Source organism: Streptomyces sp. RKAG337, assembly GCF_023701715.1.
Taxonomy (GTDB): Bacteria; Actinomycetota; Actinomycetes; order Streptomycetales; family Streptomycetaceae; genus Actinacidiphila.
In genome coordinates this window covers 611,819-625,765 of sequence record NZ_JAJOZA010000001.1, presented here as the reverse complement: position 1 = coordinate 625,765, position 13,947 = coordinate 611,819, and the positions used below count along the sequence as shown (strand labels likewise).

General features: G+C 71.6%; 12 protein-coding genes. 8 read left to right on the top strand and 4 right to left on the bottom strand.

The annotated features are described in order from the left end of the window. Nucleotides 1–513: 513 nt before the first annotated feature. Genes LNW73_RS02680 through LNW73_RS02660 form a run of 5 tightly spaced genes read left to right on the top strand, consistent with a single transcriptional unit; the run spans nt 514 to nt 4,207 of the window. Nucleotides 514–2,211 (top strand): sensor histidine kinase, encoded by a 1,698-nt coding sequence (locus tag LNW73_RS02680; RefSeq protein WP_250988707.1) that lies wholly within the window; start codon nt 514–516, stop codon nt 2,209–2,211. A 36-nt stretch (nt 2,212–2,247) separates the two neighbouring features. Then, nucleotides 2,248–2,676: a roadblock/LC7 domain-containing protein gene (locus LNW73_RS02675; protein ID WP_250978891.1), complete on the top strand. Its 429-nt coding sequence runs from the start codon at nt 2,248–2,250 to the stop codon at nt 2,674–2,676. Next, the gene (locus LNW73_RS02670) at nt 2,673–3,053 is read left to right on the top strand and encodes a DUF742 domain-containing protein (protein ID WP_250978892.1); all 381 of its coding nucleotides are present in this window, start codon (nt 2,673–2,675) and stop codon (nt 3,051–3,053) included. Before LNW73_RS02675 ends, LNW73_RS02670 begins: the two co-directional genes overlap by 4 nt. Beyond that, nucleotides 3,028–3,621 (top strand): GTP-binding protein, encoded by a 594-nt coding sequence (locus LNW73_RS02665; RefSeq protein WP_250978893.1) that lies wholly within the window; start codon nt 3,028–3,030, stop codon nt 3,619–3,621. Before LNW73_RS02670 ends, LNW73_RS02665 begins: the two co-directional genes overlap by 26 nt. Nucleotides 3,622–3,646: 25 nt before the next feature. Continuing rightward, nucleotides 3,647–4,207 carry a GAF domain-containing protein gene (locus LNW73_RS02660; RefSeq protein WP_250988706.1) on the top strand — a complete coding sequence of 187 codons (561 nt, stop codon included), beginning with the start codon at nt 3,647–3,649 and terminating at the stop codon, nt 4,205–4,207. Between the two features lie 60 nt (nt 4,208–4,267). On the opposite strand, the gene LNW73_RS02655 is transcribed toward LNW73_RS02660, so the two are convergent. From LNW73_RS02655 to LNW73_RS02645, 3 genes are all read right to left on the bottom strand, one after another. Then, entirely contained in the window at nt 4,268–5,482 is a 1,215-nt protein-coding gene (locus tag LNW73_RS02655; protein ID WP_250992777.1) for an acyl-CoA dehydrogenase family protein, read from the bottom strand. A gap of 266 nt (nt 5,483–5,748) precedes the next feature. Continuing rightward, the gene (locus LNW73_RS02650) at nt 5,749–8,091 is read right to left on the bottom strand and encodes an FUSC family protein (RefSeq protein WP_250988705.1); all 2,343 of its coding nucleotides are present in this window, start codon (nt 8,089–8,091) and stop codon (nt 5,749–5,751) included. A gap of 103 nt (nt 8,092–8,194) precedes the next feature. Beyond that, the gene (locus tag LNW73_RS02645; RefSeq protein ID WP_250988704.1) at nt 8,195–9,052 is read right to left on the bottom strand and encodes a class I SAM-dependent methyltransferase; all 858 of its coding nucleotides are present in this window, start codon (nt 9,050–9,052) and stop codon (nt 8,195–8,197) included. A gap of 196 nt (nt 9,053–9,248) precedes the next feature. On the opposite strand from LNW73_RS02645, the gene LNW73_RS02640 reads away from it, so the two are divergent. From LNW73_RS02640 to LNW73_RS02630, 3 genes are all read left to right on the top strand, one after another. Beyond that, a complete protein-coding gene (locus LNW73_RS02640; RefSeq protein ID WP_250988703.1) occupies nt 9,249–9,800 on the top strand; it encodes a PadR family transcriptional regulator in 552 nt (183 codons plus the stop codon). 22 nt (nt 9,801–9,822) lie between these two features. Then, entirely contained in the window at nt 9,823–11,523 is a 1,701-nt protein-coding gene (locus tag LNW73_RS02635) for an acyl-CoA dehydrogenase (protein ID WP_250988702.1), read from the top strand. A gap of 103 nt (nt 11,524–11,626) precedes the next feature. Continuing rightward, complete coding sequence (locus LNW73_RS02630; RefSeq protein WP_250988701.1) at nt 11,627–13,009, top strand: VWA domain-containing protein; 1,383 nt, start codon at nt 11,627–11,629, stop codon at nt 13,007–13,009. Nucleotides 13,010–13,131: 122 nt separating this feature from the next. Here LNW73_RS02630 and LNW73_RS02625 read toward each other — a convergent pair whose 3' ends face one another. Beyond that, nucleotides 13,132–13,902 carry a transposase family protein gene (locus tag LNW73_RS02625; RefSeq protein WP_250988700.1) on the bottom strand — a complete coding sequence of 257 codons (771 nt, stop codon included), beginning with the start codon at nt 13,900–13,902 and terminating at the stop codon, nt 13,132–13,134. Between the last annotated feature and the right edge of the window lie 45 nt (nt 13,903–13,947).

Below are 13,947 nucleotides of genomic sequence, written 5' to 3'. Positions count from 1 at the left end.
TGGAACCAGTTCAGCAGGAAATGAGCCGACAGCGGCGACTACATCGCATCGCACCGAGGCAGGCGCATCGCGCCTGCTCTCCGAGGTGCCGAATCGATCTCATGTCCCGACCCTAACCAGGCCCGGTCAGGGGCGACAAGGTTTCTTCTCGTCCTGGAATTAACTCCCGACGGAGCTTCGAGCCCCGCGCTCCGGCGCCGCCGCAGTCTTGGCCACGCGTTGCCTCTCCGTCTCAGTTGGCGCCCAACACGCCGACTATGGGAGGCTGTTGGAGCTCTCGGGGGCGTGGGAGGGTCGGACCGGCGAGATAAACGATCTTGTGGGCCGGAAGTACCGACTTCCCCCACGAATGTGGCGAGTTGTTACTAGTGTGATGGTTGTTGACAACCGGTCACCCTCCTTGTGCTGAGGACGTTGATGTCTGAACTCCCTTCATCCAGCGTGCGGTCCGATCATCGGGACAGCGGACGCCACGGCAGATCCCAGGCTCGCAGCCGCCGTTCCCCGGAACGCGTGGTCCCCGGACTGCGGTGGATAGCGGTGCTGCCCGCCCTGTTCATGGCCCTGCTCGGCGGAGGTGTCGCGGCCTGGCTGCTGGTCGTGGAACCGTCCAGATCCCTGGCCGCGGTGGTGCTCGCCGGAGCCGTCGTGCTCGCCGTGGTGATCCTCGCGGTGGGATCGGCCGCGGCGCTCTCCGCCGACCGCGCGGTGGACCGGCGGGTGCAGGAGGTCCGCGCGGTCAACTCGCGCGGCTGGGAAGAGCTGCAGAACGTGCTCGCCCAGGTGCGGCGGGGCGAATCCCCGGTGTCCCACGGCCCGGCGCCGGCGAACACGGCGGGCCGGGACCGCTTCACGGCTCTCACGGACGAACTGCGCCAGGCCCAGTACGCCGCGTGCGCCGCGCTGGTCCAGGCGGCGGCCCTGCCGGTCGCTCCGGCCAGCGCCGCGGACCAGCAGGTCGTGGTGTTCGTCAACCTGGCCCGGCGGCTGCAGTCGCTGGTCCACCGGGGCATCCAGCTGCTCGACGAACTGGAACACCAGGTCGAGGACCCGGACCTGCTGCGCGGACTCTTCCAGGTCGATCACCTCGCCACCCGTATCCGCCGGCACGCGGAGAACGTCGCCGTCCTCGGCGGCGCGGTGTCGCGCCGCCAGTGGAGCAAGCCGGTGCCGCTGACGCAGGTCCTCAGGTCGGCCGTCGCGGAGGTGGAGCACTACGCCCGGGTCAAGCTGGTCCCGCCGATCGACGGCAATCTCGACGGCCGGGCCGTGGCCGACGTGGTGCACCTGATCGCGGAGCTCATCGAGAACGCCACCACGTTCTCCCCTCCGGAGACGCAGGTACTGCTGCGGGCGCAGAAGGTCACGGCCGGTCTGGTCATCGAGGTCGAGGACCGCGGCCTGGGCCTGGACCTGGCCGCCCAGGAGGGCAACAACGCGCTCCTGGCCGACCCGGAGCGCATCGACCTGGACACACTGCTCAAGGACGGCCGGATCGGGCTCTACGTCGTCGCCGTCCTGGCCCGCCGCCACGGCGTCACGGTCCAGCTGCGCAGCAACGTCTTCGGCGGGATCCAGGCCTTCGTGATCCTGCCGCACGCCCTGGTGGGAACGGAGCCCGCGCAGCAGGAGCCGCCGGCACGGGTCCAGGCGCGGCCCGCGACGCCGGTGCAGCCGGCGCTCCCGCAGCGGCAACCCGCCGCCTCGGCACACACCGCGGGCATCGGGGCCAGGACCGGAGCGCACGCCGCCGTGCCGATCGACGCGGCGCCCGTGGACCACAGCCGCCCGCCGGTGTCCGCCCGCTCCATGGAAAGCCGCCGGCCGGTGCATCCCCAGCAGCCGGCCGAGGTACGGGCCGCCGTGCCGGAGCCCGCCCGGGCACCCGCGGCGTACCCCGCCTCCGGCGGATTCGCTGGAGACCCGGCCCGCCCCGCCTCGACCGTGCCCGCCTCAACCGCGTCCGCGCCGACCGGTGCCGTCCCGACCGGTCGTCCCCCGGCCACGGAAGGGCGGCCCTCGTTGCCGCAGCGCCGCGGCCAGTCCCACCTCGCACCCCAGTTGCGGAACGGCCCGGCGCCCCGCAGCGACGACGAGGGCGGCGAGCCCGACCCGAACCTGATGGCGGCATTCCGCATCGGGGTACGTGAGTCCGAGGCCGGCGCCGAGCAGCCCGACCGGCTGCCGCGCCGACCGGACACCAACCCCTGATCCTGCGTCACCTTCCCCGCTAGGAGTCCTTTCACCATGGTGAGCGACGTCCCCCCCGGCCGCGATCTCGCATGGCTGCTGACCGACCTGGTCAGCCGCGTCCCTCATACCCGCAGCGCAGTGCTGCTCTCCTCCGACGGGCTCAAGAAGGCCGTCCACGGCCTCGACGGCGACAGCGCGGACCATCTGGCCGCCGTCGCCTCCGGGTTGCGGTCGCTGGCCGGCAGCGCGGGAGCCCGCCTCGGCGGCGGACCGCACGTACGCCAGGTGGTGGCCGAGCTGGAGGACGCCCTGCTGTTCGTGTCCGCGGCCGGCTCCGGCAGCGCCCTGGCCGTCATGGCCGGCCGGGACGCCGACCCCGGCGTCCTCGGGTACGAGATGAACCGGCTGATCCAGCAGGTCCGGCCGAACCTCGAGACGCCTGCCCGCGCCGCGTCGGCCGTTACGGGTGACGTTGTACGGTGACGGCGGCGGAAGAGCAGGACGAGCCCTGGATCGACGACGATGCCGGCCGCTTAGTTCGCCCCTACACCGTCAGCAACGGCCGCACCCGCCCGAGCGCGGCGCTGGACATGCTGTCCATGGTCCGCGCCACCGGAAGCGTCCCCTCGGCGCACCTGGAGCCCGACCACGCCCGGGCGCTGGATCTGAGCCGGAGCCCGGTCACGGTAGCGGAAGTGGGGGCGCAGCTGCGGCTGCCCGTCGCCATCACCAAGATCGTGCTGTCCGACCTCATCGACTGGGGCGCCCTGACCGCGCGGCCTCCGCTGCCACCCGCCGATCTCACCGACCGAGCCGTTCTGGAGGAAGTGCTCGATGGCCTACGCCGACGACAGCAGTGACCTGTTTCCCACCGCGCTGAAGATCCTGGTCGCGGGCGGCTTCGGCGTCGGCAAGACCACGTTCGTGGGCGCGGTCAGCGAGATCGAGCCGCTCAGCACCGAGGAGATCCTGACCTCGGCCAGTGTCGCCACCGACAGCCTCGCCGGAGTGGAGAACAAGACGACCACCACGGTCGCCATGGACTTCGGACGCATCACCCTGGACCCGGCGCACATCCTGTACCTGTTCGGCACCCCCGGCCAGGACCGCTTCTGGTTCATGTGGGACGAGCTGTCCGACGGCGCGCTCGGCGCCGTCGTGCTGGCGGACACCCGGCGGCTCGCGGACTGCTTCGCGGCCGTCGACTTCTTCGAACGCCGCGGCATCCGCTTCCTCGTGGCCGTCAACGAGTTCGCCAGCGCCTACAGCTACGAACCCGACGAGGTCCGGGCCGCGCTCGACCTGAGCCCGCACGTGCCGGTCGTCATGTGCGACGCCCGCGAGAGCCGGTCGTCGACCGGGGTGCTCATCGACCTCATCAGCCACCTGCTGAACACCGCGTCATCCCGACACCAGCCCGCCCACTAGACATGCCCGACCAGGGAGGCCCGTCATGATCTACGACCCCGCAGAGCGGCACCTGCTGATCCCCGAGGACACCGAGGCGGTGCAGCGCGACGAGCGGCTGCGCGCGATGGGCCTGACCGACCGCCCCGACGCACAGCTCGACGAGTTCGCCGCCCGCCTCGCGGCGACCACCGGCGCCTCGTACGCCATGGTCAACCTCTTCATGGACGGACGGCAGTACTTCGCCGGACTGCACACCCCCTCCGGGCCGCAGAACGCCCCCGCCCCGGAAGCGGCCGCGGAACCGGGCCGGGAGATGACGTACGACCAGGGCTTCTGCCCGCACGTCGTCAACCGGCGCAAGTCGCTGGTGCTCGAGGACGTCTGCGACTACCCCCGGTTCGCCGGGAACCGGGTCGTGGACGAGCTGGGCATCCGCACCTACCTGGGTGCCCCGCTGATCGACCAGACGGGCACCACCCTCGGCACGATCTGCGTCGTCGACATCGAGCCCCGGCCCTGGGGCCAGAGCGGTCTGGAGACGATCAAGGCCCTGGCGGCCGAGGCCGTGGAACTCCTCCAGCAGCGCGAAGCGGGCCTCGCGTAGCCGGACGGTGAGGGCGGTGAGGCAGGCGCGGGCGGTGAGGCCGGCGAGCGGTCGGCCCGGTCAGCCGGTCAGCTGCTCGTCGTACGCCATGGGGGACCGCACCAGGTCGGCGAACCGCTGCGACCACTGGCCCTTGCCCAGCCCCAGCGCCACTTCGCCCAGCCGCAGCAGCTGCACGTCGGAGGTGCCGGCCGGGGCGAAGATGTGGTGCGCGTCGCGTATGTACCGCTCCACCGGCCGGTCGGTGAACAGCCCGCTGGCGGCGTGCACCTCCATCGCGGCGCGCGCCGAGTCCAGCGCGTACTCGACGTTGATCAGCTTGGCGTTCATCAGTTCCGCGTCGCAGGGCAGTCCCAGGTCCAGCAGATACGCCGCGTGATAGGCCGCCAGCCGCGCCGTCATCATCCGCGACTGCATCTGGCCCAATTTCAGCTTGACCGGCCCCACATCGTGGAGCGGCTTTCCGTAGCGATGTCGCTCGGTGCAGAACGCGGCGGTCTCCTCCAGCAGCGCGCGGTGGATCCCGAGCGAGACCGCGGTCAGGTTGGGCCGTCCGTACAGCACGCTGGAGGAGTACGCCACCGCCAGTCCGTCGCCCTCGGAGCCGAGCAGATTCTCCGCGGGGACACGGCAGTTGTCGAAGGTCAGCTCGCCGAAGCTGAAGCCGTGCAGCCCCATCGCCTCTTGGTGCAGGCCCAGCGTGAGGCCCGGGTGGCCGGCCTCCACCAGGAACGCCGAGAGCCCGCCGGAGCCGCTGCCGGTGCGGGCGACCACGCCGTGCAGATCACCGACGTGGCTGTTGCCGACGAAGACCTTGCGGCCGTTGAGCACGTAGGAGTCCCCGTCACGCTCCGCGCTCGCCGTCATCCCCAGGACGTGTCCGCCGGACCCGGGCTCGGTCACCGCGATGGTCGGCAGGCACTCCCCGGCGGCGATCGCGGGCAGCCAGCGCTTCTTCTGCTCCTCGCTGCCGAAGTGAACGATCTTCGCCACGCCGAGCTGGGAGGCCTGCACCATCGCTCCCATGGCGCCGTTGACCCGCGACAGCTCTTCGATGATGACGGTCTTCGCCAGGTGTCCCAGCCCCATCCCGCCGTACTGGGCCCCGATCGTGACCCCGATCCAGCCCTGTGCGGCGATGAGCCGGGACAGCCCGTGCTGGACGGCCCGGGAGGACTCCATCTGCGGTATCCGGGGTCGTACTTCCGTCTCGGCGAACATCCGGACTTCGTCTCGTAGGCGCTCGTGCAGCTCCGTGGTGAAGTAGCCGTGCAACTGAGCCTCCGTCATGTGTCGCCTGCCAGCCGCGGGTTCGGCGCACAGGTCATCTACATAGGCCCACGCTGCCCCTGAACAGGTCGACAGGTTCATGGTGAATATCCCAGGCGCACCATTCAAGATCGTTTGTTGGATTGGCTGGATCTCGACCTCTTGCTGTCCGCCGGAAGATGTGCGTTCTCGCGCGATTTTGGTTGCCGTCAGTCGTCAACGATGAGTTCGTTTCGATCCGGCGATCGGCGATGGGCAATTTGGGCGAGCGCTCACGAAACGCCGGCGGATCTGCTGGGTGCCGGGGTGATGCGGCCGAGGTCGGCGTCGAGGCCCTGCAGCCAGGCTCCCGTGTCGAAGAGCAGGGGGAGCGCGGCGGGCGGTGTGTCGGAACGGGCGTCGGCGAAGACGGTCCGCTCCGCCGGCCGCCGGGCCGGCGGAGCGGGCGGGCCGGCCGGGGCACCCGCTCCGATGTCGTCCAGCTCGTCGGCGAGCAGCAGATAGCGGGCGGCGACGTCCTCGGCGAAGCCCGTGGTCCGTGTGCTCGCGACGGGCCCCAGGCGGGTACCGGGCGGGCCCCGGTGGTCCAGCAGCCGCTCCGCGCCGCGCACGGCGTGATGACCGGCGATGATCGCGGCCTGCCAGTCCAGGTGATCCGCCCACGGGACGGCCGGCTCGTTCTGGGCCTGTGCGTAGGACGACTCCATCAGGACCAGTGCGTGCCGGATCGGCTGATCGCGGCGTGCCCGGCGGGCCGGTCCGTCCCGCTCACCGCTGAGGGCCGTGACGGTGGAGGTCAGGGTCTCGGCGACGGTCCGCAGCAGCGAACCGGTGTCACGGCGCAGCTCGTCCAGGCCCCCGCGGGGCCACGCGAACAGCCCGCAGAGCAGGCCGATCAGACTGCCCGTGAAGACGTCGAGGAAGCGGGCCTCGGCCAGATGCCAGCCGGCCGGGGCGAGTTGGGCGAACACCGTGGAGACCGTCAGCGTGAACAGGGCCTGGGCCCAGCCGACGCCCAGGGTCGGCCCGAGACAGAAGGTGGCCAGCATGATCACCGGCAGTGCGACGGCATACACCCCGGAGTCCCGGCCGACAAGGACGAGAAACCCCGCGGCCGCCATCGCGCCCAGCAGCGTGCCGGTGAGCGCCTGGCGGACGGTGGTACGGGTCTGCAGGGCGGTGGTGCGCGTCAGGGTCAGGGCGGCGAGCATCGCCCAGAAGCCGTGCGGAAGGGACATGACGCCGGCGACCGTCCGGGCGAGGGCCAGGCCCAGGCTCGTGCGCACGGCGTTCTGGAAGTAGACGGAGCGGCGTCCGAGGTGGCCGGCCAGCCGGTGCCGCAGCAGCGCCGGAAGGCTCATCCGCGCGTACCAGAAGGTGCTGTCGGGGAGTGCCCGTTCACCGTCCGCGGCGGGCCGCTCCGGGTGGGCCGGTCGGCCGGCGGTCCGGTGCCGGTCCGGTGGCGCGGCCGCTCGCGACGCGACGTCGACTGCGCGCAGCGTGGTCAGGGCCGCCTCGGCCGCGTCGATCAGCTCCGCCTGACGTCGCAGCACCGCGGGCGAGGTCCCGTCGCCGCCCGCCTCGCAGCGGGCGGCCCGTTCGTTCCGGAAGGCCCGCAACGACTCCTTGAGCGCGGCCGGGGACGGCGGGGCCACACCGCTGCGCAGCGCGGAGGCCGCCGCGGCGGCCTCCGCCCGCACGTCCTCCAGCAGCTGCTGCCCGAGGGCGCCCGGGTGCAGGGTCGGCCCCGGCACGGTCGAGGTGCCCAGCGCGACCGGCTGTTCGCGCAGCACGGCCAGGTCCTGCAGCCGCGCCAGCAGTTCACGGGAGGCCGCGCCCGCGTGGGCCAGGCCGCGCTGGCGCGCGCTGGGACCGGCCGGGCGGTCCGCCTCCGGTATCCGGGCCGGACGCAGCGCCTCGGCGGCCGCCCGGGCCTGCCGGCGCGCCGCCCCGCTCAGCGTCCAGGGAGCCTGGGCCAGCTCACCGGCGCAGCGGCCGGCCGCGTCGGCGGCGGTCGCCAGCAGCTGCGGAAAGGACGGGCGGCCGGGGTCGGGCAGCAGGAAGTGCTCGGCCGTGACCAGCGCGGCGATGCCCAGGGTCGTACCGGCCAGGCGTTCGTCCAGGATCTGCGGTGCGAAGGGTGGGAAGCACGGCAGGATGTAGAGGAGTTGGAGCCCCGGTACCGCTCCGCCGAGTCGCGGACCTGTCACCGCGGAGAAGGCCAGCGCGAAGCCGATGACCGCCATCCCGGCCACGGCGGCCCAGGTCCGGACGGCCAGCAGCGTGCCGGCCGTCACCAGCAGCCAGGCGAGCGGCAGGGTGGTCACGATGGTGGCGGCGCGCTGCCGGCCGGAGCCCGGAATCCGGGAGAGCCCGGCCATCGCGACGACGGAGAAGAGCGCATAGGTCGCGGCCACGGGCTGGTGGAAGCCGTACAGGCAGGTGTAGAAGCCCGCGCAGGCGGCGAGAGTGATCCGTACGGCACGGCGGATCGTGGTCGGCACCGGATCCCCGCTGGTGCGCCAGCCGGCGAGGGCCAGGCGCAGCGCCCGCGGACGCGAGACCCGGCCGGGAGCGGGAGGGGCCGGCCCGCCGTCCTCCGGTTCAGCGTCCATGGAGCCTCGTCCGTCGGTCCGCGTGCTCCTCTCCAGCATCGCATCGGCCCGGGGGCGCCGCATTCGCTGAACCGCCGCCTTCCCTGAACCCCACGCGGCGGCGTCAGGCCGGGCGGCGGCCCCAGGTGGTGATCATGCCGGGGGAGAGGTCGGCCAGCTCCGGGGACGCCAGATACGCCAGCGCCTCGTCCACCGTCGACGCGTCCACCAGCCCGCTGGATTCCAGGCCGGGACGCATCCGTTCCCAGGTGGCCCGCCAGAAGGCGGTCACCGGTGCGTCCGGGGTCAGCGGCGGCACGTAGATCTCCGCTCCGACGTCGGACAGTCCATGGGACCGCAGCAGCTCCGGATAGCCGGTGACCCAGCTGATGTCGGTGCCGATCGTGTCGCTCAGCGCGTGCCACATGGCGGCCATCGTGCGGCGGTACGCCGCGTGCGCGGAACGGGCCGTCGTCAGGTCGACGGCGTCGCTGACGACGAGCCAGCCTCCGGGGGCCACCCAGTCGGCGAGCCGCGCCAGTACCGCATCGTGCCGGGGCAGGTGCATGAGGACGAACCGGCAGTGCACCAGGTCGAACCGGCCCGGTGCCAGGTTCGGATCGGCCAGCTCCGGGTCGGCGAGGTCGGCGATGACCGTGTGCACGCGGCCTCCCGGCTGCACCGCCAGAAAGCGCGTGTCGCGATCGACGGCGACCACACTCTCGACGCCCGCCGTCCCGGCCAGCCAGCGGGTGATGGTCCCCGTTCCGGCGCCCGCGTCCAGGCAGGCCCACCCGGGCCCGGCCCCGAGGGCTTCCAGCCGCCGGAACGTCACGTCGTCGTAGGCCAGCGCGCCGTAGTCGATCCGGGTCGCCTCGCCGTGCACCTCGGGCGGGAAGAGGTCCCTGCCGTAGCTGCCGGTGGCGGGCGGTCCGGCCGGGTGGCCGTTGCCGCCCGCGGAGGGGGACGGGGAGTGCGACATCGGATCCTCGTTAGATCGCGTGCGGCAGGCCCGGGGTGCGGCCCACGACGTGGACGGTCTCCTGGCTCACATCATCCCGCGCGGCACCGGCCCCGGCGAGCGCAGCGCCGACGTGCCGGGGGCCGGCGCGTGATCCGTGTCTCAACCCGGCCGGGCCTCATTGCCTATGCAACTCGTTGCATAGCAGGATGACGGCATGGCCCTAGAGCACGCGATCCTCGTCTCCCTGCTGGAGCAGCCCGGCTCCGGGTACGAGCTGGCGCGCCGCTTCGACCGCTCCATCGGCCGCTTCTGGACCGCCACCCACCAGCAGATCTACCGGGTGCTGCGGCGGATGGAGACGGACGGCTGGATCGCCGTCGAGGAGGTCGCCCAGGACGGCCGCCCCGACAAGAAGGTGTACTCCGCCGCCGCGCCGGGCCGGGCCGCCCTGGCGTCCTGGCTCCGCGAGCCCGTCGAACCGGAGACCGTCCGGCACGAGCTCGCCGTCAAGATCCGCGCCGCCGCCTTCGACGACCCGGCCGCACTGACCTCACTCATCTCCGAGGTCGAGCGGCACCGCGAGAGCCATGCCGCGCTGCTGGCCCGCTACCTCACCGGCGAGCGGCGCGACTTTCCCGACCAGGCCTCGCCCTCCGCCCAGCAGGAGCTGCAGCACGTGGTGCTGCGCGGCGGCATCGAGTACGAGCGGATGACCCTCGCCTGGCTGGACGACGTGCTCGCCACGCTCCACCGCATCGCCAACTGACCCTCATTCCCCTGGAGTCGACATGCTCTTCAACCCGCGTACCTACGACCCCGTACAGTTCGACGAGCGCACCCGACAGCTGCTCCGCGCCACCGTCGACTGGTTCGAGTCGCGCGGCAAGAAGGCACTCATCGACACCTACGTCGACCGCGCCTGGTACGGCGACTTCCTGGAGTTCGCCGCGAAGGAAGGGCTCTTCGCCGAATTCCTCACCCCGTCCTCCGCGGACGACTCGAAGCGCTGGGACACCGCGCGGATCGCCGAGCTGAACGAGATCCTGGGCTTCTACGGTCTGGGCTACTGGTACACCTGGCAGGTCACCATCCTGGGCCTGGGACCGGTCTGGCAGAGCGGGAACGAGGCCGCCCGGGCCCGCGCCGCGAAGCTGCTGAGCGAGGGCCATGTCATGGCCTTCGGCCTCTCCGAGCGGACGCACGGCGCGGACATCTACTCGACCGACATGATCCTCACCCCGGACGGTGAGGGCGGCTTCACCGCGAGCGGCTCCAAGTACTACATCGGCAACGGCAACGTCGCCGGCCTGGTCTCGGTCTTCGGCCGCCGCTCGGACGTCGAAGGCCCCGAGGGCTATGTCTTCTTCGCCGCCGACAGCCGGCACGAGGCGTACCACCTCGTGAAGAACGTGGTGAACTCGCAGATGTACGTGAGTGAGTTCCGCCTCGACAGCTACCCGGTGCGCGCCGAGGACGTGCTGCACACCGGCAAGGCCGCGTTCGACGCCGCGCTGAACACCGTCAACGTCGGCAAGTTCAACCTCTGCACCGCGTCCATCGGCATCTGCGAGCACGCGATGTACGAGGCCGTCACGCACGCGGACAACCGGGTGCTGTACGGCCGGAAGGTCACCGACTTCCCGCACGTGCGGCGCGAGCTGACCGACGCGTACACCCGCCTCACCGCGATGAAGCTCTTCAGCGACCGCGCCGTCGACTACTTCCGCTCCGCCTCGCCCGACGACCGCCGCTACCTGCTCTTCAACCCGATGACCAAGATGAAGGTCACCACCGAGGGCGAGAAGGTCATCGACCTGATGTGGGACGTCATCGCGGCCAAGGGCTTCGAGACGGACACCTACTTCGACAAGGCCGCGCGCGACATCCGCGGTCTGCCGAAGCTGGAGGGGACGGTGCACGTCAACCTCGCCCTGATCCTCAAGTTCATGGCGAACTACCTGTTCGCGCCGGCCGAGTACCCCGCCGTGCCGAGCCGTCTCGACCCGGCCGACGACACCTTCCTGTTCCAGCAGGGCCCGGCCCGCGGCCTGGGCGCGATCCGCTTCCACGACTGGCGCACCGCGTACGACACGCACGCGCACCTGCCCAACGTGGCCCGCTTCCGCGAGCAGGCGGACGGCCTCTGCACCCTGCTCCGCACCCACGCGCCGAGCGAGGCCCAGCAGCAGGACCTGGACTTCCTGCTGGAGATCGGCCAGCTCTTCGCCCTGGTCGTCTACGGCCAGCTGGTGCTCGAGCAGGCCGAGCTGACCGGCCTGGACGCCGATCTGCTGGACGAGATCTTCGACGTCCTGGTGCGCGACTTCTCCACCCACGCCACCGACCTGCACGGCAAGAGCTCGACCACCGACGAGCAGGCCGCCTGGGCGCTGGCCCACATCCGCCGCCCGGTCTCGGACGCCGGCCGTGCGGCCCGGGTCTGGACCCAGGTGGAGGCACTGTCCGGCGCGTACGAGATGCAGCCGTAGGACCGATCGTCGAAGGGGTGCCGCCGGTGCGGCACCCCTTCGGCGTCGCCCGGAGCCGACGGGCTCCGGTGTATTTTTCCGCCGGTGCGGCAGACTGGCCGTCGTGACCTCGACACCTTCGCTCGGTAAGGGCGCCAACGTCCCCGTCGCCGCCACCGCCGTCCGGGCCGTGCTGACCTGGGGCGCGGGCCCGGGCGTGCCGGACGTCGACGCTTCCGCGCTGCTGCTCACGGAGGCGGGGCGAGTGCGGTCCGACGCCGACTTCGTCTTCTACAACCAGCCGGAACACCCCATGGGCGCGGTGCGCCACGTGGGCTCGGCGGCGTCCGGCGAGGACGTGATCGACGTGGACCTGGGCCGGATCGAGCCCGGCATCGAACGCGTCCTGCTGGGCGCGTCCGCCGACGGTGGCACGTTCGGCCAGGTCCCGGGGCTGCGACTGCGGCTCCTCGACCTGGCGACCGACGCCGAGCTGGCGCGGTTCGACATGACGGCCACGACCGAGACGGCCTTCCTGGGCGGGGAGCTGTACCGGCGCGGGGACGGCTGGAAGTTCCGCGCGGTGGGACAGGGGTACGCGTCGGGGCTCGCGGGCCTCGCGCAGGACTTCGGGATCAGCGTGGACGAGGAGCCGCCGGCCGCGACGCCGGCACCCGTGCCCGTCGTGCAGCCGCCGCCCTCGCCGTCACCGGCGGGCCCCGCCCCGGCCATGCCCGCCCGGCTCACCAAGGGCGAGGAGAACCTGCCCGTCGACATGCGCAAGCGGCTCTCGCTGCGCAAGCAGCAGGTCGCCGTCAGCCTGCGCAAGCACGGCGCGGAAGGCGTGGTCGCCCGGGTCGTCCTGGTCCTCGACGCCTCGGGATCGATGGCCGGCCTCTACTCGCGCGGCACCGTCCACAGCGTCGTGGAGCGGATGGCCGCGGTCGCCGCCCAGGTCGACGACGACGGCGAGATGCAGGCCTGGACGTTCGCCTCGCAGCCGGCCCGGCTGCCCGACCTGACCGTCGGCGGTCTGCCCGACTGGCTCGAACTCCATGTGCGGGTCGGCCAGATCAGCCTGTTCGGCCGCAAGAAGCCGCCGAAGGGGCAGCGGCCGGGACAGGTCGACATGCGCGTGGTCGGCATCCAGAACGAGGAGCAGAAGGTCATCGCCGAGGTCCGCGGATTCGTGCGCGACAACCCGGCGCAGGCGCCGACGCTGGTGCTGTTCTTCTCGGACGGCGGGGTGTACCGCAACGCCGAGATCGAGCAGGAGCTGCGCGCCGCCGTGGAGGAGCCGGTGTTCTGGCAGTTCGTCGGGCTCGGCCGGGCCAACTTCGGGGTGCTGGAGAAGTTCGACACCATGCCCGGCCGCAGGGTCGACAACGTCGGGTTCTTCGCCGTGGACGACATCGACAAGGTCTCGGACGAGGAGCTGTACGACCGTCTGCTGCAGGAGTTCCCGTCCTGGCTGAAGGCGGCCTGCTCCGCCGGCATCCTGCGCTAGGCCCTGTCTTCAAACTGGCGCCTGCCCGGCGGGCGGACGCCGCCAGTTTGAAGACAGGGCCTAAAGCGTGTTGCAGATCTCCGCGTATGGGCAGGTCAGGGCCTTGTTTGCGGAGGCTTTGGTCATGCGGCGAGGGCCAGGTTGTGCATGTGGGCTACGGCTTGGACAGCGTGGTGGAGGCCGTCGCCGTGCTGTCGGCAGTCGCGGAGGATCTTGTAGTTCTTCATACGGGCGAAGGTGTGCTCGACGCGGGCGCGGACTTTGCGGTGCTCGGCATTGTCCGTTTCCTCGCCCGGCAGTAGCGCCCGGCCCGGGCGTTTGCGGTGCGGGACGACGAGTCCGGTGTTGATGTACGCGCCGTCGCCGAGCACCGTCACACCCGTGCAGTGGGCGGACAGACCTGACTCCCGCCAGACCCGGGCATCGGCCCGGTTGCCGGGAACCGGACGGGCCGCGGCCACCACCAGCCTCGTGTCCGCATCGATGATGACCTGCACGTTCGCCGAGAACCGATAGTTTCGCGATGAGGCGGCCACTGTTCGGTCGCGGACCGGGATCAGGGTGCCGTCCACGATCCACAACCGGTCCACGGCCTCGTCCCGGCGGGCTATCGGCTCCAGCGCGAGCTGCGGGCCCAGCCGCTGGATGACTCGGCACACGGTGGCCGGCGAGACCCCGAACAGCGGCGCCAACTGCCGCATCGTGAGGTTCGTCCGGTAGTACACCGCGACCAGCAGCACCCGCTCGCCCAGGGGCAGACACCACGGCCGACCGATCCGCGGCCCATCGCCGCCCCGCTCCCGCACCACCCGCAACAGACCATCAAACTGCCGCATCCGCAGCCCCGTGAACGTCTCCACCCACACCCGCTCGACCCTCAACACCCCAGCCATACACCGGATATTCCCAGATCACAGCCTTCTGCAACACGCTTTAGG

Coding starts and splice junctions, on each gene's coding strand:
- LNW73_RS02675 (WP_250978891.1), top strand. CDS start 2,248: ATGGTGAGCGACGTCCCCCCCGGCCGCGATCTCGCATGGCTGCTGACC.
- LNW73_RS02665 (WP_250978893.1), top strand. CDS start 3,028: ATGGCCTACGCCGACGACAGCAGTGACCTGTTTCCCACCGCGCTGAAG.
- LNW73_RS02660 (WP_250988706.1), top strand. CDS start 3,647: ATGATCTACGACCCCGCAGAGCGGCACCTGCTGATCCCCGAGGACACC.
- LNW73_RS02650 (WP_250988705.1), bottom strand. CDS start 8,091: ATGGACGCTGAACCGGAGGACGGCGGGCCGGCCCCTCCCGCTCCCGGC.
- LNW73_RS02645 (WP_250988704.1), bottom strand. CDS start 9,052: ATGTCGCACTCCCCGTCCCCCTCCGCGGGCGGCAACGGCCACCCGGCC.
- LNW73_RS02640 (WP_250988703.1), top strand. CDS start 9,249: ATGGCCCTAGAGCACGCGATCCTCGTCTCCCTGCTGGAGCAGCCCGGC.
- LNW73_RS02635 (WP_250988702.1), top strand. CDS start 9,823: ATGCTCTTCAACCCGCGTACCTACGACCCCGTACAGTTCGACGAGCGC.
- LNW73_RS02625 (WP_250988700.1), bottom strand. CDS start 13,902: ATGGCTGGGGTGTTGAGGGTCGAGCGGGTGTGGGTGGAGACGTTCACG.